This window comes from Stenotrophomonas sp. STEN008 (assembly GCF_056760435.1).
Genome location: NZ_JBRRET010000061.1, coordinates 1 through 15,906, shown reverse-complemented (window position 1 = coordinate 15,906; position 15,906 = coordinate 1). Strand labels below are relative to the sequence as shown.

Here is a 15,906-nt window from a genome sequence, read left to right as displayed (position 1 = left end):
CCCCGTCCGTGCGCGGGGGGTACTGCGGTTTGTTTTGGCGGGGGGGGGGGGCGCCGGGCCCCCGGGCGCAACGACGAGACGACACCATGCTGCTGCACATTCCCAACGTGCTCACCGCTGATGAAGTGGCACAGGTCCGCCAGCAACTGGACACCGCCGACTGGACCGATGGCCGCGAGACCGTGGGTGCCCAGGGTGCGCAGGTGAAGCACAACGAACAGCTGCCGGACGCGTCACCGGTGAAAGCCGAGCTGGGTGCCGGCGTGCTCGCCGCACTGCGGCGCAGCCCGCTGTTCTTCGCTGCGGCACTGCCGTTGAAGATCCTCCCCCCACGCTTCAACCGCTACCGCGGCGGCGGCACCTACGGCTTCCACGTCGATGGCGCAGTGATGAACCTGGGCAACGGCGAGCAGCTGCGCTCGGACATCTCCTGCACCCTGTTCCTGTCGGCGCCGGACGAGTACGACGGCGGCGAGCTGATCATCAGCGACACCTACGGCGAGCACGAGGTGAAGCTGCCAGCCGGCGACCTGATCGTCTATCCCTCCAGCAGCCTGCACCAGGTCAATCCTGTTACCCGGGGCGCGCGCGTGGCGTCGTTCTTCTGGGTGCAGAGCATGATCCGCGACGATGTACAGCGTCGCCTGCTGTGGGAAATGGACACGTCCATCGAGCGCCTGCGGCAGACCGGAGGCGACGCTGATGCGGTGCTGCAGCTGACCGGCGCGTATCACAACTTGCTGCGACGCTGGAGCGAGGTCTGAGCCACTCCAGGCCGCGCCCCTACATTTTAGCAATCATTCTCATTTGCATCCGCTAACAGCTCTCATTACAATCACGCCCCGTTGATGCTGGCCGTTGCCGGCAAACCATCTGGGGACCCCCGCTTGCTGCGCCCACTCCGCCCTCGCCCACTCATCCATCGCAAGATGGGCACCGCCATGCGCGGCCAGCGTCCCGCGCTGGCCAGCCTGCTGGCATGGGTGGCGATGCTGGCGTTGCTGCTGGGCACCCTGCCGCTGCTGCCGCACCCGGCCACAGCGATGACCTTGCAGATGCCGCTGGAAGAACGTGGCGGCGAAGGCCCGTTGCAGGAAGAAGCCCCGGCCAAGCTGCGCCGCTGTGCCTCCGCCCCGGTAAAAGCGGCCGAGAAGGCGCCGCCGCTGCTGCTGGCCAGCCAGTGGCTGCGTACCGAACTTGAACTCGTACCCGCCACGCCGGCCATGCCCGGTGTGCGCCCGGACTGGCCGCTGGCCGCTCCGGACACGCCCTGGGCCGACGCGCCCGGGCGTCGCCAGCAACGCGGCCAGGCGCCGCCGCTCGCCTGATCCACGGCCCGACGTGACCGCCTGCGCGGTCGCGTCCACACGCCGCTGACTGCTTCTTCCCTGCCGCCCCTGACCGGGCTTTCCCTGCCTGCCGTGCGCGCTCCGCACCCGGCATCGCGCTGCCTTACATCCTTCGAGGTATCTGCCATGGCCCAGCGCCATCGTGTCCGTTCGTCCCTGTCCCGCCCCCTGCTGACCAGCGCCGTGCTGGCGGCGATGGCGGCCCCTGCTTTCGCCCATGCAGAGATCGCAGGCGCCCCGCAGACCCTGGACAAGGTGGTCGTCACCGCCTCCGGCTTCGAACAGAAGATCACCGATGCCCCGGCCAGCATCAGCGTGGTCAGCCGCGAGGAACTGAGCAAGCGCCCCTACACCAGCCTGGTCGATGCGCTGCGCGATGTGGAAGGCATCGACGTCGGCCTGGAAGCCACCGACAAGAATGGCCGCGCCACCGTCTCCATGCGTGGCCTGCCCTCGGAATACACCCTGGTACTGATCGACGGCCGCCGCCAGAGCAACGTCGGCCAGCTGTATCCCAACAACTTCGGTGGCGGACAGTTCTCCTACCTGCCGCCGCTGGATGCGATCGAGCGCATCGAAGTGGTGCGCGGCCCCATGTCCACGCTGTACGGCTCGGATGCGATGGGCGGTGTCATCAACATCATCACCCGCCGCAACCAGGACAGCTGGCACGGCGCGCTGACCCAGGGCTTCACCGTGCAGCAGGACGACCAGTTCGGCGATGCCCGCAGCACCGACGTGTACCTGAGTGGTCCGCTGCTGAAGGACCGCCTGGGCCTGTCCGTGCGCGGCAGCTACTACGATGCGAAGGCGTCCAATCCGGAATGGGATGCGCTGCCGTTGCCCGATGGCACCCTGTGGGAACGCAGCATTGGTTTCGGTGGTGGCGGCAAGTCGGTGGCCAACACCAACTGGAACACGGGCGTGCGCCTGAACGTCCACGTCAATGACGACCACGAACTGTGGCTGGACTACGACGTATCGCGGCAGAAGTACGACAACAGCGAGGGCCAGACGGGCACGCTCGACAGCCTGGCCAGCCTGTGGCGCGTCGGCAATGCGGTCATCCCCGATCCGGATGGCGGCGGCACCATCACCCGCCGCGTGGTGCAGCCGCGCGTGGGCTACACCGCCTACCAGCGCTATGAGCGTGACCAGGTCTCGCTGACCCATCAGGGCCGCTACAGCTTCGGCACCTGGCAGACCTCGTTGACCCACAGCAAGAGCAGCAACCTCGGCCGTTCGCTGCCACTGACCCTGGACGAGCGCGCCAACCTGCAGACGCTGTGGAATGACGTCTGCCGCCGCACCGGCGCCGCCAACAACTGTGCGGCCGGTCGTGGCAATGCGCTGTCGGCCCTCGACGCGAGCGAGATGGCGCGCCTGCAGGCGTTCCTGCCACGTCCGCTGCGCACGATGGAGCTTGAGGGTTACGTGCTCGACACCATGCTCGACCTCGATTTCGGCGCGCACAAACTGACCGTTGGCGGACAGTACAACGACACCGACATGGTCGACGGCGTGTTCGGCATGGATGGCGCCGGCTACCGCAGCAACACCCGGCAGAAGCACCGCATGTGGGCCCTGTTCGCGGAGGACAACTGGGCACTGACCGATACCCTCACGGCGACCTTCGGCCTGCGCTACGACGACCACAACGTGTTCGGCAGCCATGTCAGCCCGCGCGGCTACCTGGTGTGGAATGCGAGCGACGCATGGACCTTCAAGGGCGGTGTCAGCACCGGCTACAAGACACCGCGCCCGGACCAGCTGTTCCCGGGCATCACCGGCTTCGGTGGGCAGGGCGTGCTGCCGCTGGTGGGTTCGCCGAACCTCAAGCCGGAAACCAGCACCAACTACGAGCTGGCTGCCTACTACGAAGGCCAGCGCTGGGGCTTCAACGTCACCGGCTTCTTCAACCGGTTCGACGACAAGATCGCCAGCGGCGGCACCTTCCCGAACTGCGAGGTGGCTCCGGCCGGCAGCGGCTACTGCGTGGACATCGGGCCGGGCTGGGCCTCGCTGGGCTACAGCACCTTCACCCAGAGCGTGAACATCGACAAGGCCGAAACCCGTGGCGCCGAACTGGCCGCGCACGTCGATCTGCTGGAAACCCTGCAGCTGCGGGGCAACTACACCTGGACCCGCAGCGAACAGACCAGTGGCCCGCAGAAGGGACTGCCGATCAGTGGCACCATGCCGGCCCGGCATATGGCCAACGCCAGCCTCAACTGGCAGGTCAGCGACGCGGTCAGTCTGTCGCTGATAGGCGAAGGCCGCTACGACCGCTACCGCGATACGATCCTCGATGCGGCCGGCAACAGCCACGACCGCGTCTACGAGGACTACACGATCTTCCACCTCGGCGGCAGCTGGAAGGCCAACGCATGGCTGACCGTCAACGCACGCGTCAACAACCTGCTTGACAAGGACTTCGTCTCGCAGTCGTGCCTGCTGATCAGCCAGAGCGAGTTCAGCTGCGTGGACGATTACGCAACCAAGGACCAGCGCCGCAGCTACTGGATCTCGCTGAACGCGAAGTTCTGAGGCGACCCTGACCGGTGCCGGCCGTGGCCGGCACCGGGATACAGAACGATACGCAATTGCGAGCTATTCTCATCAATGATGTAATGCGCAGTCCGCATCCGCCCTGAATCCCCGTCGTGAGCCGTTCCGTTCCCTCCAACGTGCAGCAGCAACAGAGCCGCGGCTTCTGGCTGCGGACGCTGCACCAGTGGCACTGGATCAGCTCGGCGGTGTGCCTGATCGGCATGCTGCTGTTCGCGGTGACCGGCCTGACCCTCAACCACGCAGCGAAGATCGAAGCCAAGCCCCAGGTGCAGAACCAGCAGCTGCAACTGCCGGCCGATCTGCTCGGCCAGCTCGGCACGCGCGAAGACGGCAACGCGCCGATTCCGCGCCCGGCCCGGCAATGGCTGGATACGCAGCTGGGCATCACCATCGGCGGCCGCCCGGCCGAATGGTCGGCCGAGGAGATCTACTTGTCGTTGCCACGCCCCGGCGGCGACGCCTGGCTCAGCATCGATCGCGAAACCGGCGCGGTGGAATACGAATCAACCTCCCGCGGCGTGGTGTCCTACCTCAACGACCTGCACAAGGGCCGCAACGCGGGCCCGGCGTGGGGCTGGTTCCTGGACCTGTTCGCCGTGGCCTGCCTGGTGTTCTGCATCACCGGCCTGTTCCTGCTGCACCTGCATGCACGGCAGCGGCGCATGACCTGGCCGCTGGTCGGCCTCGGCCTAATGATCCCGCTGTTGATCGCCCTGCTGCTGATCCACTGAACCATCGAATCCCCTTCACCGGAGCCGCCCCATGCGCGTCACCCTGACCATCGCCCTCAGCGGCCTGCTGGCCACCTCGCCGGCCTATGCCGCCACGCTCGACATCAACGTCGAGGTGCCCAAGCTCAATGTCGCCGAGTATCACCGTCCCTACGTAGCGGTGTGGCTGGAAGGCGCCGACCAGAAAGTCGCGGCCAACCTGTCGGTCTGGTACCAGCAGACCAGCAACAACGAAGGCCATGGCACCAAGTGGCTGCCCGACCTGCGCCAGTGGTGGCGCAAGAGCGGCCGCACCCTGCAGGTGCCGGTGGACGGCGTGACCGGCCCAACCCGCCCGGCCGGCAAGCACGCGCTGTCGTTCAACGACAAGCAGCCGGCGCTTAAGCAGCTGGCCCCGGGCAACTACACCCTGGTGGTGGAAGCGGTGCGCGAAGTCGGTGGCCGCGAACTGCTAAAGATCCCCTTCACCTGGCCGGCCACCGCCGCACAGAACGGCAAGGCGCAGGGCGCCACCGAACTGGGCCAGGTGACCCTCGCCATCAAACCGTAACCGCCTGAGCCGGGGTCAGAGCCCTTTCCGTTGGAAGGGGATTTGACTCCGGGGTCGGATCCCTTCCGCAGGAAGGGCTCTGACCCCACCCATCCAACGTCCCTGGAGTCTTCCGCATGAAGCGCACGCTCGTCCTCGCCGCCGCTCTGGCCGCTGCCCTTCCCTTTTCCGCACTCGCCCACAAGGCCTGGCTGCTGCCTTCGCAGACCGTGATCGCCGGCAATGCGCCGTGGATCACTGTTGATGGTGCGGTCTCCAACGACCTGTTCTACTTCAACCACGTGCCGCTGCGCCTGGAATCGCTGGTGATCACCGCGCCGGACGGCAGCACCGTGCAGCCGCAGAACGCCTCGACCGGCAAGTACCGCAGCGTGTTCGATCTGGAGCTGAAGCAGCAGGGCACTTACCGCATCGCTTCGGTCAATGACGGCCTGTTCGCCACCTACGAACAGAACGGCGAGCGCAAGCGCTGGCGCGGTACCGCCGCCACCTTCGGCGAACTGCCCAAGGACGCGGAGAAGCTGGAAGTGAGCCAGTCGGTCGGCCGCGTGGAGACGTTCGTGACCAATGGCGCGCCGAACGATACCGCACTGAAGCCGACCAACCGCGGCATCGAGCTGGTTGCGGTCGGTCACCCGAACGACCTGTTCGCCGGCGAGGAAGCCACTTTCCGCGTGCTGGTCGACGGCAAGCCGACGGCTGGCCTTGCCTTCGAGATCGTGCGCGGCGCCACCCGCTACCGCAACGCGCAGGACGAACTGAAGGTGACCAGCGACGCCAAGGGCGAAATCAAGGTGACCTGGCCGGAAGCCGGCATGTACTGGCTGGAAACCGGCACTGAAGACAACAAGACCTCGGTGAAGCAGGCCGCCAAGCGTCGCCTGAGCTACGTGGCCACGCTGGAAGTGCTGCCGCAGTAATGGGGACCGCGATGCCGGGCACGCCCCGGCATCGCAGCCGCCACGCCCCGTCATGACCGATTCCCTGCTCGACATCGCCCGCCTCGGCGGCGCCACCATGGGCACCACCTGGAGCGTGTCGCTGGTCGCGCCGCGCCAGCGCGACCTGCACCCGCTGCACGCCGGCATCCAGGCGCGCCTGGATGATGTGGTCGCGCAGATGAGTACGTGGGACGCCGGCTCGGACCTCAGCCGCTACAACAGCGCCGATGCAGGCCAGTGGTGCACCCTGCCTGCCGAAACCCGTCACGTCCTGTCCTGCGCGCAGTCCATCGCCGCCGCCAGCGACGGTGCGTTCGATCCCACCATCGGCCCGTTGGTGGCACTGTGGGGTTTCGGTGCACATGCCGGCGAACGCCGCCAACCCGATGCCGCCGCCGTGCAGGCCACGCGCGAGCGCTGCGGTTGGCAGCGGTTGCAATGGCGCGGCGATGCGCTGCTGCAACCCGGCGGACTGGAACTGGATCTCTCTGCGATCGCCAAGGGGTTCGGCGTCGATCACGTGGCCGCGTGGCTGCGCGATCAGGGCATCGCTGCTGCACTGATCGAGGTCGGTGGCGAACTGGCCGGCTACGGCCGCAAGCCCGATGGCCAACGGTGGCGCGTGCTGGTGGAATCGGCGCCGGAAGAAGACGCGCACGCCAAAACACCACCGCGGGTGCTGGCGCTGGACGGCAAGGCGGTCGCTACCTCCGGCGATCGCTGGCATCACTATCAGGCCGATGGCGAGGCCTACAGCCACAGCCTCGACCCGCGCACCGGCAGGCCGGTACGCCAGGTTGCAGCGGCGGTGACGGTGGTCGCCGACGACGCGATGCATGCTGATGCCTGGGCCACCGCACTCACCGTACTCGGCCGCGAGCACGGCATGGCGCTGGCCGAACGCGAAGGACTGGCCGCACGCTACCTGCATCGCGCAGCGGATGGCCCGCACGAGTTTCTCAGCAGCGCCTTCCAGCGCCTGCTCGACGAGCGGGACGCATGAGCGCACGGCCGTCGCGCGCGCTGCTCGGCAACGCGCTTGTACTGATCCTGCTGGCGCTGATCGGCTGGGCGCTGCTGCGACTGCATCTCGGCGAAGCCTGGTGGCAGGGCGCACCGCCGGCGCGGCAATCGCAGATCGCCATCATCTCCACCGCGCTCTATGCACTGGTCTGCACCGCACTGTGGTGGCGTGGGCGACCGCGCGACGATGCTGCCTCTGGCGACGTCGCGCCGATCCTGCTGGTCTGGTCCAGCCAGACCGGCTTCGCCCGCGAACTGGCCGAACGCAGTGCCGAGGCATTGCGTGGTGCCGGCGTGCCGGTGCGTGTGCGCGGTCTGCATGAGGTCGACGCCACGTTGCTGGCCGGCAGCCAGCGTGCACTGTTCATCGCCAGTACCACCGGCGAAGGCGACCCGCCCGATCATGCAGTGCCCTTCCTGCGCCATGTGATGGCTCTGCCGTCATCGCTGCAGCATCTTTCGTACGGCGTTCTCGCCCTGGGTGATCGCAGCTACGGTCACTTCTGCGCCTTCGGTCACCAGCTCGACGACTGGCTGCGCCAGCACGGCGCACATGCCCTGTTCGACGCCATCGAGGTCGACAACGCCGATCCCGCTGCACTGCGGCACTGGCAGCAACTGCTCGGACAACTTGCCGGTGGCGCCAGCGAACTGCCCGACTGGAGCCCGGCCGAATACCAGCCGTGGACGCTGCTGCAACGCCGGCACCTCAATCCCGGCAGCCAGGGCGGACCGGTGTACTGGCTGCGCCTGCAGGCGCCTGCCATCGACGGCGTGCGCTGGCAGGCCGGCGACATTGCCGAGATCGGCCCGCAGCACGCGCGGCACAGCGCGCGGGCCTGGCTGGAATCACAGGGTTTCGATCCGCAGACGGTGCTCGAGGACGGCCAGACGCTGCTGGCCCGTGTCGAACGCTCGCACCTGCCCTCACTGGTGCCACCGGGTGATCTGCCCGCCCTGCTGGCGGCCCTGCAGCCGCTGCCGCATCGTGAGTACTCCATCGCTTCGGTGATGGACGATGGTGCGGTGGAACTGCTGGTGCGCCGGCAGCTGCGTGCCGATGGCACGCCCGGCATCGGCAGTGCCTGGCTGTGCGACCACGCCGTCATCGGCGAGCCGGTACAACTGCGCCTGCGCCGCAACGACAACTTCCACGGTGCCGCCGTTGCGGCGCCGCTGCTGCTGATCGGCAATGGCACGGGCATCGCCGGCCTGCGTGCACACCTGCATGAGCGCGCGGCCGTCGGCGCGCACCGCACCTGGCTGCTGTTCGGCGAGCGCTCGGCCGCGCACGACTTCCATTTCGGTGACGAACTGCGGGCGATGCTGGCGGCCGGCACGCTGCAGCGTCTGGATACGGTGTTCAGCCGTGACGGCGGCAGCCACCGTTACGTGCAGGACCGCCTGCTGGCGGAGGCGGCAACGCTGCGGCAATGGGTCGATGAAGGTGCCACGATCCTGGTCTGCGGCAGCCTGCAGGGCATGGCGCCAGCCGTGGATGCGGTCATCGAGCAGGTGCTGGGTACCGACGGCAAGGAGGCCCTGCTGGTGGCCGGCCGTTACCGCCGTGATGTGTATTAGCCCAGGCAGCGCCCAGCGCATGCGCGGATGATGCCCATCGGCGCATGCGAATCATCAGTCCGCGGCGCTCACCCGTATCGCCAGCAGCTCGCCACTGCCCTGCAGCGCATGCCGCTGGCGCTCGCCGGCCGCCAGCCATGCAGTGTCGCCTGCCTGCATCGGCGGCAAGCCACTGTCCTCGGCAAAGCCGGCCTCACCCGCCAGCAGGTGCAGCGCCCAGGCCACGCCTGACTCGCAGAAGAAGAACATCGACCCCACCAGCGGCCGGTGCAGCAGCTCGGCGTGCAACTGCCCGCGCTTCCACATCAGGTTGAAATCATGGGTGGTGCCATCGACCAGTTCGCCGTGCAGTGCCTCCTCGCCGGCAAAGCGCACGCGACCATGCGGCGGCAGCACCTCCGCCACCCGGCCATCGGCGAAGCGCAGGCGCACACCGTTGCCCTGCAGCAGCACCAGTTCGCGCTCCACGCCCGGAAATGCGGAGAACGCGGCATCCTGCTCGATCTCCGCCACGGACAGGCGCAGGGCCCAGTCGTCCCCGTGCGCCGGCAGCCGCAGGATTTCGCGGGTCCAGCCCAGGCCATTGCGCCAGCGTTCGCGGCGGTAATCCAGGCGGGCAATCACCTGGCTCGGAGTCTTCAGCAGCGCATCGATATCCATGCCTGCATTGCACCACGCCACGTGCAATCGCGCATCAGCGCGTGGCGACCGTACCCTGCGCGCCGCACTGGCCACCCAGCAGCTGCGAATGCTTCAGCCAGTCCTGGTCGGGGTAATAGGCGAACACCATCGTGCCACCACGCAACGCGTCGATCAGCGGCCTGGCCACCGACAGCCGCACCGCCGGACACCCCAGGCTGCGGCCCAGCCGACCCTGCAGCTGGGCGGTCGCCGGATTCACGTAGGGGGCGCCATGAATGACGATCGCACGCTCGCGCGCGCGGTCGTTGAAGCCCGGTTCCAGCCCGGCCAGCCGCAATGAGTAGCCGTTGCCGCCCATGTAGGTTTCCTGCGCGGTGAACACACCGAGGCTGGACATGTAACTGCCGTCGCGATTGGAAAAATGCTCGGTCCGGTTCTCACCACTGTTGCGGCCGTGCGCCACCCATTCCTCGAACAACAGCCGCTGGTGCGCCAGGTCGAACACCCACAGGCGCGGCTCGGTGGAGGGCCGCGAATAGTCGATCACGCTCAGGCGTTCGCCGCTGATGCCCAGCTCCGGTCGCAACAGGGCGCAGCGCATGGCCTGCGCCGCCAGCTGCAGCACATGGCGATCGGCCTTCGGCGCGGTACGTGCCAGCAGGGCGGCCAGATCCTCGGCACGGGTCGCGATGGCGGGCGTCTGCGCCAACGCGGGTGCGCTGGCCGAGGTTGCAAGCAGGCCAAGCGTGGCCAGCCGGCACAGGCGGGATGCGGTCATGGACGGGACACAGGACTCAGTTGCCTGTGAGAGTGGACCCTGCCGGCTCGGATTCCAAGACCGGCTGCAGGCCGGATTCAGCCGGGCTTGGGCGCACGGCGGGCAGCGAGGTCACCAGCAGCGTCGTGCCCGGCACCAGCACCTGGTACAGCTGCCGGGCGAAATCGGCCGGCAGCGCCAATGGCAGCGACGGCGTGGCCAACAGGTCCGGGGTCGCCTGCGCACGGTCCTGGCCCAGCAACGGATAGGCCGTCCATTGATGCAAGCGCTGCTTCGCATCGAGCGGGCTGGGAACATCGCTGTAGCCCTGCCCCATCACGAACAGCGTGGTGCCCTGGAAGGCTGGCAGCGCGTCGGCTTTGAGCGGCGATTCGCCAATCATCACGCCGTCGCGCAGGACGTACAGCCGCTGGTCGTGCAGGCTGACCAGGATGCCGACCTGCCCGGCCGGCGCCGCGCTGTCGTTCCACCAGGCCGCCGCCACACTGCCGTCGCCGGTCTCGGGCAGGGCCTCGCCGCGCGCGTTGACCGGCGCCAGTACGGCGGGATAGGCCAACGTCATCGGCGCGCTCTTGGCATCGGCCACCACTACCGTATCGCCGCGCCGGGTCTCGCTGAACAGCTTCTGTGCGAATGCCTGCGGCAGCCGTACGCAGCCGTGCGAGGCCGGATGCCCCGGCAGGCTGCCGCCATGCAGGGCGATGCCGTCCCAGGTCAGCCGCTGCATGTACGGCATCGGTGCGCTGTTATAGAGGTTGGAGCGGTGGTCCTTGTCCTTCTGCAGGATCGTGAACACCCCGGTCGGCGTCTCGTGTCCCGCCTTGCCCGAACTGATCGTGGTCAGCCCGATGGCGATCCCGTTGCGATACACGTAGGCGCGCTGCTCGTCCAGACTGACGACCAGCACGATCGGGCCGGCCGGGGAAATCTCCGGATGCCAGAGGAATTCGCCCGGCTTGAGATCGGTAGGCCCGCGTTCGGCGGCCACCGGCCCGGACGGGTCGGTCGAGTGCGAAGACGGCGGCCCGGCCTGCACGGTCAGCGGCAGTGCCAGGACAAGGGAGAGCATCAGGGACGGACGGTGCAGACGCATCCAGCGGAGGTTCCATTCCATGCGAAGCGGTCACCGTACACCATCGCGCCGTAGCGAACGCGCCAAAAGAGAATGCCCGGCGACACAACCCTGTGTCGTACCGGGCAATCGTCACGTCCTTGTCGGCCTGCTGCCTCCCCCGCGCGTCCTGCGAAGTGGGGGTGGCGTTGCATCCTGCACGCGGCCGCGTCTGTCCTGCTTGTATCTCAGCCCCTTCCACAGGTCTGTGATGCCACCGTCCTGGTGATTGGTGCCGCATCCTGCGACGGTCGGTGAACACAGCCTCCCTGGCGGTGCCCGGTGGACCGGCCTCCTGCGGGTCCCGACGATTCCTGTTGTCAACGCCTTGGTACGGTCCGCACCGGTACCGATCCGGGTACCGGATCCGCGGGCAACAGCCTGTCGCCTACGGTGATCCGCTGTCGATTCCGTTCGACGATCACTGTCCCTATCCCCTTCACCTGCGTCAGATCCTCGACGCGCTTGAAGGGCCCGTGTCTGCGCCGGTGCTCGACGATCGCCGCAGCCTTCCTGGCTCCGACCATCGTCAATCCCTGCTGCAGCGCCTGGACATCGGCCCGGTTGATGTCGATCGGTTCGGCGGCATGCGCCCCTGCGATCCCCATTGCCAGTACCAGTGCCCTCAACACGACTAACCAAGGCACGACGTATAACTCCTTGTGGTTCTGGCCGCCCCGACCGGCAATCCCGTCGGTAGGAACAGTGTCCGTCACCACATACACACAGACTATCGGTTTCGTGGATTTCTAAAAGCCAGCCAAATACCCGACGTGATGTAGGAAAAACCCTACCCCCGGCGCAGGCGTAGAATGGCCGGATCAGCCATGCAACCGGAGTTTCAGATGGACAGCGCCAAGCTCGGCCAATTCGTGAATGACAAGTGGGACAGCGAAATCGTCCCGCAGTTGGTCGACTACATCCGCATCCCCAACAAGTCGCCGATGTTCGACGCCAATTGGGTGCAGAACGGCTACATGGAACAGGCGGTCACCCTGATGGAGACCTGGGCCAAGGCACAGGAGCTGCCGGGCTTGAAGGTCGAAGTGGTGCGCCTGGAAGGCCGTACCCCGCTGATTCTTCTGGAAATTCCCGCCACCGGCCCGGAAACCGGCGACGACACCATCCTGCTCTACGGGCACCTGGACAAGCAGCCGGAAATGACCGGCTGGGACGACGACCTGGGCCCGTGGACCCCGGTTCTGCGTGGCGACAAGCTCTATGGCCGGGGCGGCGCCGACGATGGCTACGCGATCTTCGGTTCGCTGGCCGCCGTGCTGGCCCTGCAGGCCCAGGGCCTGCCGCACGCGCGCTGCGTGGTCCTGATTGAAGCCTGTGAAGAGTCTGGCAGCTATGACCTGCCCGCCTACGTGGACCATCTGGCCGACCGCATCGGCAAGCCGTCGCTGGTGGTCTGCCTGGATTCGGGCTGCGCCAACTACGACCAGCTGTGGTGCACGACGTCGCTGCGCGGTCTCACCGGGGGCAACTTCACCGTCAAGGTGCTCAACGAAGGCGTGCATTCCGGCGATGCCTCCGGCGTGGTGCCGTCCAGCTTCCGCCTGCTGCGCCAGCTGCTGTCGCGCATCGAGGACCAGGACACCGGCCGCATCCTGATCGACGGCATGAACGTGGAAATCCCGGCCGAGCGCCAGGAACAGGCCAAGCGGGCCGCCGAAGTGGTCGATACGGCCATCTTCGAGAAGTTCCCGCTGGTCGATGGCCTGCGCCCGATGAACGAAGACCTCACCGAGCTGGTGCTCAACCGCACCTGGCGTCCGGCGTTGTCGGTCACCGGAATCGGCGGCATGCCGCCGCTGGAATCGGCCGGCAACGTGCTGCGCCCGCAGACCTCGGTGAAGCTGTCGCTGCGCCTGCCGCCCACCGCCGATGGCAAGACCTGCGGCGAACTGCTGAAAGAAGCGCTGCTGCGCGATCCGCCGAACGGCGCACAGGTCACCCTGGATCTGGAAAAGGCCTCCACCGGCTGGAATGCCCCGGCCATGGCGCCGTGGCTGACCCGGGCCATCGACGAAGCCAGCCAGACCTTCTTCGGCAAGCCGGCGATGTACATGGGCGAAGGCGGCTCGATTCCGTTCATGGGCATGCTGGGCGAGAAGTTCCCCGGTGCCCAGTTCATGATCACGGGCGTGCTTGGACCGCACTCGAACGCGCACGGCCCGAACGAGTTCCTGCACATTCCGATGGGCAAGAAGGTCACCGCCTGCGTGTCCAAGGTGATCAGCGAGCATTACGCCGCCAGCCTGCGTGGCGAGACCAGTGGTTCGCCGGTGGCCGCCGACAGCGGCACGCGGCATGGCGACCACGGCTGCTGCTGATCCGGCACACCGTGACGGACGCAGCCCGGCCTTGCTAGGCTGCGTTCTTCTCAAGCGGAACGCACACGCATGAATGGTCTGTTCGGCAGCAGCAGCTGGCTGTACATCCTGCTGGTCGGCTTCTTCGTCGGCCTGCTCGGGCGCTTCTTCATGCCGGGCAACAACCGCATGGGCTGCCTGCTGACCATCGTGCTGGGCATCCTCGGTGCCCTGCTGGCCGGCTGGTTCGGCCAGTACATGGGCTGGTACGCCCCGGGCGAACCGGCTGGATTCCTCGGTGCCGTGGTCGGCGCGGTGGCCGTGCTGGCGATCCTGCGCCTGTTCAGCGGTCGCCGCTGAAACGGCCCCACCTTTCCCTCCTGTCCCCGACGTCGGCGCGCCCCGCGCGCCCGGATATGCCCGCATGACCGAACCCGCCTCCGATCCCCAGCGCAGCGCGCAGCGACTGCAGTGGGCCCGTATCCAGCTTGGCGATGCACAGGCCGTGGTCGAACGTGCCTCGGTCGATGCGGGCATGCGCAGCTACTGGCGCGTCACCGGTACACGGGGCAGCCACATCGTGATGGATGCTCCGCCGGGACTGGAAGACCCCCGTCCCTGGCTGCGCATGCGCGGCCTGCTGCACGACCATGGCCTGCGTGTGCCGGCCCTGCTTGCGCAGGATCTGGACGCCGGCTTCCTGCTGCTGGAGGATCTCGGCGGTCCGACCCTGGCGAGAATCCTCGACGAGCGCAACGCCGATGAATGGTTCGGCCGCGCCATCGATCAGCTGCTGCGCCTGCAGGCGATCCCGGTGCCGGCCGACTTTGGCCAGTTCGGCGAAGCCCTGCTGCAGCGCGATGCCGGCCTGTTCGACGAATGGTTCCTGCAGCGCCATCTCAACCTGCAGCTGGACTGCGGCGAAATCGAGGGCCTGCAGCTGGTCCATCGCCGGTTGATGGACAACGCACTGGGCCAGGCGCAGCTGATGACCCACCGCGACTACATGCCCCGCAATCTGATGCCCGTTGCCGACGGTCCGGCCGTGCTGGATTTCCAGGACCTGGTGCGGGGCCCGATCGCCTACGATGCCGTGAGCCTGTTCAAGGACGCGTTCCTGAGCTGGCCGCTGCAGCGCGTGGACGAGTGGCTCGCGCAGTACCACTCGCGCGCGCGCGCTGCGGGCCTGCCGGTGCCCGACCGTGCGACCTTCCTGCGTGACGCGGACTGGATGGGCATCCAGCGCCACGTGAAGATCCTGGGCCTGTTCTGCCGCCTGCGTTATCGCGACAACAAGGGTCATTACCTGGACGATGCGCCGCGCTTCATCACCTATCTGGACGAAGTACTGCCGCGCTACCGCGAGCTGGCCCCCCTGCGGCAGCTGCTGGACACGCGCATCAAGCCGGCGCTGGCCGAGCTCGGCGCACCGATGCGCATGGCCCGATGAAGGCGCTGATCTTCGCCGCCGGTCTGGGCGAACGCATGCGCCCGCTGACCCTGCACACACCCAAGCCGCTGCTCGCAGTGGCCGGCAAGCCGCTGATCGTCTGGCACCTGGAGCGCCTGGCCGCCTGCGGCGTGCGCGATATCGTGGTCAATACCGCGTGGCTGGCGGAACAATTCCCGGCGATGCTCGGCGATGGCAGCCGATGGGGTGTGCGCCTGCACTTCATGCATGAAGGCGATACCCCGCTGGAGACCGGCGGAGGCATTCTCAATGCCCTGCCGGCACTGGGTGAGGATCCGTTCCTGGTGGTCAACGGCGACATCTGGACCGATTTCGATTTCGCCACACTACCGCGCGAGCCGCAGGGCCAGGCGCATCTGGTGCTGGTCGACAACCCCACGCAGCATCCGCACGGTGATTACCGGCTGGACACACAGGGCCTGCTGCACCATGACCGCGAAGGACCGTGCCTGACCTATGCCGGCATCGGCGTGTACCGCCCTTCAATCGTGGCCGACTGGCGCACGGTGATTGGTGATGCGCCGGGCAGCGAGCGGCTGCCGCCGAAGTTCTCGGTGGTGCCACTGCAGAAGCATTTCATGGCGCAGGGGTTGATGACGGGGCAGCACCATCGCGGGCGCTGGACCGACGTCGGCACGGTGGATCGCCTGCGTGCGCTGGATGTTGAGTTGGCGGCGAACGGCTGAGCCCCTCATGGTTGGTCGCGTAGAGCGGATCGCGTGTTCGGCCGGGGGGGGGGGGGGGGGGGGGGGGGGGGGGCGGGCGGGAGGCGGAGAGGAAGGAGGGAGGGAGGCCAACCGCCACCCCCCCCCCCCCCCACGCCCCCCCCCCCCCCCCCCG

Annotated in this window: 16 protein-coding genes; 12 read left to right on the top strand and 4 right to left on the bottom strand. The window is 67.6% G+C overall.

What is annotated here, in order from left to right; translation table 11 throughout:
- Positions 1–86: 86 nt before the first annotated feature.
- The 8 genes from ACVOME_RS18045 (at position 87) to ACVOME_RS18010 (ending at position 8,746) form a co-directional block, all read left to right on the top strand.
- Positions 87–764: a Fe2+-dependent dioxygenase gene (locus ACVOME_RS18045; RefSeq protein ID WP_481505357.1), complete on the top strand. Its 678-nt coding sequence runs from the start codon at positions 87–89 to the stop codon at positions 762–764.
- Positions 765–929: 165 nt separating this feature from the next.
- On the top strand, positions 930–1,328 hold the full coding sequence (locus ACVOME_RS18040; RefSeq protein WP_053516642.1) for a hypothetical protein: 399 nt from the start codon (positions 930–932) through the stop codon (positions 1,326–1,328).
- Positions 1,329–1,475: 147 nt separating this feature from the next.
- Positions 1,476–3,896 (top strand): TonB-dependent receptor domain-containing protein, encoded by a 2,421-nt coding sequence (locus tag ACVOME_RS18035; RefSeq protein WP_481505356.1) that lies wholly within the window; start codon positions 1,476–1,478, stop codon positions 3,894–3,896.
- 116 nt (positions 3,897–4,012) lie between these two features.
- Complete coding sequence (locus ACVOME_RS18030) at positions 4,013–4,651, top strand: PepSY-associated TM helix domain-containing protein (RefSeq protein ID WP_481505355.1); 639 nt, start codon at positions 4,013–4,015, stop codon at positions 4,649–4,651.
- A gap of 31 nt (positions 4,652–4,682) precedes the next feature.
- Positions 4,683–5,201 (top strand): DUF2271 domain-containing protein, encoded by a 519-nt coding sequence (locus tag ACVOME_RS18025; protein WP_065174546.1) that lies wholly within the window; start codon positions 4,683–4,685, stop codon positions 5,199–5,201.
- A 116-nt stretch (positions 5,202–5,317) separates the two neighbouring features.
- Complete coding sequence (locus ACVOME_RS18020) at positions 5,318–6,121, top strand: DUF4198 domain-containing protein (protein ID WP_111185997.1); 804 nt, start codon at positions 5,318–5,320, stop codon at positions 6,119–6,121.
- Positions 6,122–6,173: 52 nt separating this feature from the next.
- The gene (locus ACVOME_RS18015; protein WP_461288137.1) at positions 6,174–7,145 is read left to right on the top strand and encodes an FAD:protein FMN transferase; all 972 of its coding nucleotides are present in this window, start codon (positions 6,174–6,176) and stop codon (positions 7,143–7,145) included.
- Positions 7,142–8,746 carry a sulfite reductase subunit alpha gene (locus ACVOME_RS18010; RefSeq protein WP_461288136.1) on the top strand — a complete coding sequence of 535 codons (1,605 nt, stop codon included), beginning with the start codon at positions 7,142–7,144 and terminating at the stop codon, positions 8,744–8,746. Before ACVOME_RS18015 ends, ACVOME_RS18010 begins: the two co-directional genes overlap by 4 nt.
- A 54-nt stretch (positions 8,747–8,800) precedes the next feature.
- Here ACVOME_RS18010 and ACVOME_RS18005 read toward each other — a convergent pair whose 3' ends face one another.
- From ACVOME_RS18005 to ACVOME_RS17990, 4 genes are all read right to left on the bottom strand, one after another.
- Positions 8,801–9,406, bottom strand: coding sequence for a HutD/Ves family protein (locus tag ACVOME_RS18005; RefSeq protein WP_164151732.1), 606 nt, complete (start codon positions 9,404–9,406; stop codon positions 8,801–8,803).
- Between the two features lie 34 nt (positions 9,407–9,440).
- The gene (locus ACVOME_RS18000) at positions 9,441–10,166 is read right to left on the bottom strand and encodes a murein L,D-transpeptidase catalytic domain family protein (RefSeq protein WP_053516633.1); all 726 of its coding nucleotides are present in this window, start codon (positions 10,164–10,166) and stop codon (positions 9,441–9,443) included.
- A gap of 16 nt (positions 10,167–10,182) precedes the next feature.
- Entirely contained in the window at positions 10,183–11,259 is a 1,077-nt protein-coding gene (locus tag ACVOME_RS17995; protein ID WP_111185995.1) for a L,D-transpeptidase, read from the bottom strand.
- A gap of 338 nt (positions 11,260–11,597) precedes the next feature.
- Positions 11,598–11,924 carry a ComEA family DNA-binding protein gene (locus ACVOME_RS17990; RefSeq protein ID WP_229765793.1) on the bottom strand — a complete coding sequence of 109 codons (327 nt, stop codon included), beginning with the start codon at positions 11,922–11,924 and terminating at the stop codon, positions 11,598–11,600.
- 198 nt (positions 11,925–12,122) lie between these two features.
- Between ACVOME_RS17990 and ACVOME_RS17985 the strand changes: the two genes are divergently transcribed.
- From ACVOME_RS17985 to murU, 4 genes are all read left to right on the top strand, one after another.
- Positions 12,123–13,616: a M20 family metallopeptidase gene (locus tag ACVOME_RS17985; RefSeq protein WP_481505358.1), complete on the top strand. Its 1,494-nt coding sequence runs from the start codon at positions 12,123–12,125 to the stop codon at positions 13,614–13,616.
- Positions 13,617–13,685: 69 nt separating this feature from the next.
- Positions 13,686–13,955, top strand: a complete 270-nt coding sequence (locus ACVOME_RS17980; RefSeq protein ID WP_053516629.1) for a GlsB/YeaQ/YmgE family stress response membrane protein — start codon at positions 13,686–13,688, stop codon at positions 13,953–13,955.
- Positions 13,956–14,019: 64 nt separating this feature from the next.
- Complete coding sequence (locus ACVOME_RS17975; RefSeq protein ID WP_481505354.1) at positions 14,020–15,045, top strand: aminoglycoside phosphotransferase family protein; 1,026 nt, start codon at positions 14,020–14,022, stop codon at positions 15,043–15,045.
- Positions 15,042–15,752, top strand: a complete 711-nt coding sequence (gene murU, locus ACVOME_RS17970) for an N-acetylmuramate alpha-1-phosphate uridylyltransferase MurU (RefSeq protein ID WP_180875373.1) — start codon at positions 15,042–15,044, stop codon at positions 15,750–15,752. The genes ACVOME_RS17975 and murU overlap by 4 nt, the downstream gene beginning before the upstream one ends.
- Positions 15,753–15,906 lie beyond the last annotated feature (154 nt).

Excerpts from the sequence above, each read along its gene's own strand:
- ACVOME_RS18015 (WP_461288137.1), top strand. The coding sequence starts at position 6,174 with ATGACCGATTCCCTGCTCGACATCGCCCGCCTCGGCGGCGCCACCATG.
- ACVOME_RS17985 (WP_481505358.1), top strand. The coding sequence starts at position 12,123 with ATGGACAGCGCCAAGCTCGGCCAATTCGTGAATGACAAGTGGGACAGC.
- ACVOME_RS17980 (WP_053516629.1), top strand. The coding sequence starts at position 13,686 with ATGAATGGTCTGTTCGGCAGCAGCAGCTGGCTGTACATCCTGCTGGTC.
- ACVOME_RS18000 (WP_053516633.1), bottom strand. The coding sequence starts at position 10,166 with ATGACCGCATCCCGCCTGTGCCGGCTGGCCACGCTTGGCCTGCTTGCA.
- ACVOME_RS17995 (WP_111185995.1), bottom strand. The coding sequence starts at position 11,259 with ATGCGTCTGCACCGTCCGTCCCTGATGCTCTCCCTTGTCCTGGCACTG.
- ACVOME_RS18045 (WP_481505357.1), top strand. The coding sequence starts at position 87 with ATGCTGCTGCACATTCCCAACGTGCTCACCGCTGATGAAGTGGCACAG.
- ACVOME_RS18025 (WP_065174546.1), top strand. The coding sequence starts at position 4,683 with ATGCGCGTCACCCTGACCATCGCCCTCAGCGGCCTGCTGGCCACCTCG.
- ACVOME_RS17975 (WP_481505354.1), top strand. The coding sequence starts at position 14,020 with ATGACCGAACCCGCCTCCGATCCCCAGCGCAGCGCGCAGCGACTGCAG.
- ACVOME_RS18010 (WP_461288136.1), top strand. The coding sequence starts at position 7,142 with ATGAGCGCACGGCCGTCGCGCGCGCTGCTCGGCAACGCGCTTGTACTG.
- ACVOME_RS18005 (WP_164151732.1), bottom strand. The coding sequence starts at position 9,406 with ATGGATATCGATGCGCTGCTGAAGACTCCGAGCCAGGTGATTGCCCGC.
- ACVOME_RS18040 (WP_053516642.1), top strand. The coding sequence starts at position 930 with ATGGGCACCGCCATGCGCGGCCAGCGTCCCGCGCTGGCCAGCCTGCTG.
- murU (WP_180875373.1), top strand. The coding sequence starts at position 15,042 with ATGAAGGCGCTGATCTTCGCCGCCGGTCTGGGCGAACGCATGCGCCCG.
- ACVOME_RS18020 (WP_111185997.1), top strand. The coding sequence starts at position 5,318 with ATGAAGCGCACGCTCGTCCTCGCCGCCGCTCTGGCCGCTGCCCTTCCC.
- ACVOME_RS18035 (WP_481505356.1), top strand. The coding sequence starts at position 1,476 with ATGGCCCAGCGCCATCGTGTCCGTTCGTCCCTGTCCCGCCCCCTGCTG.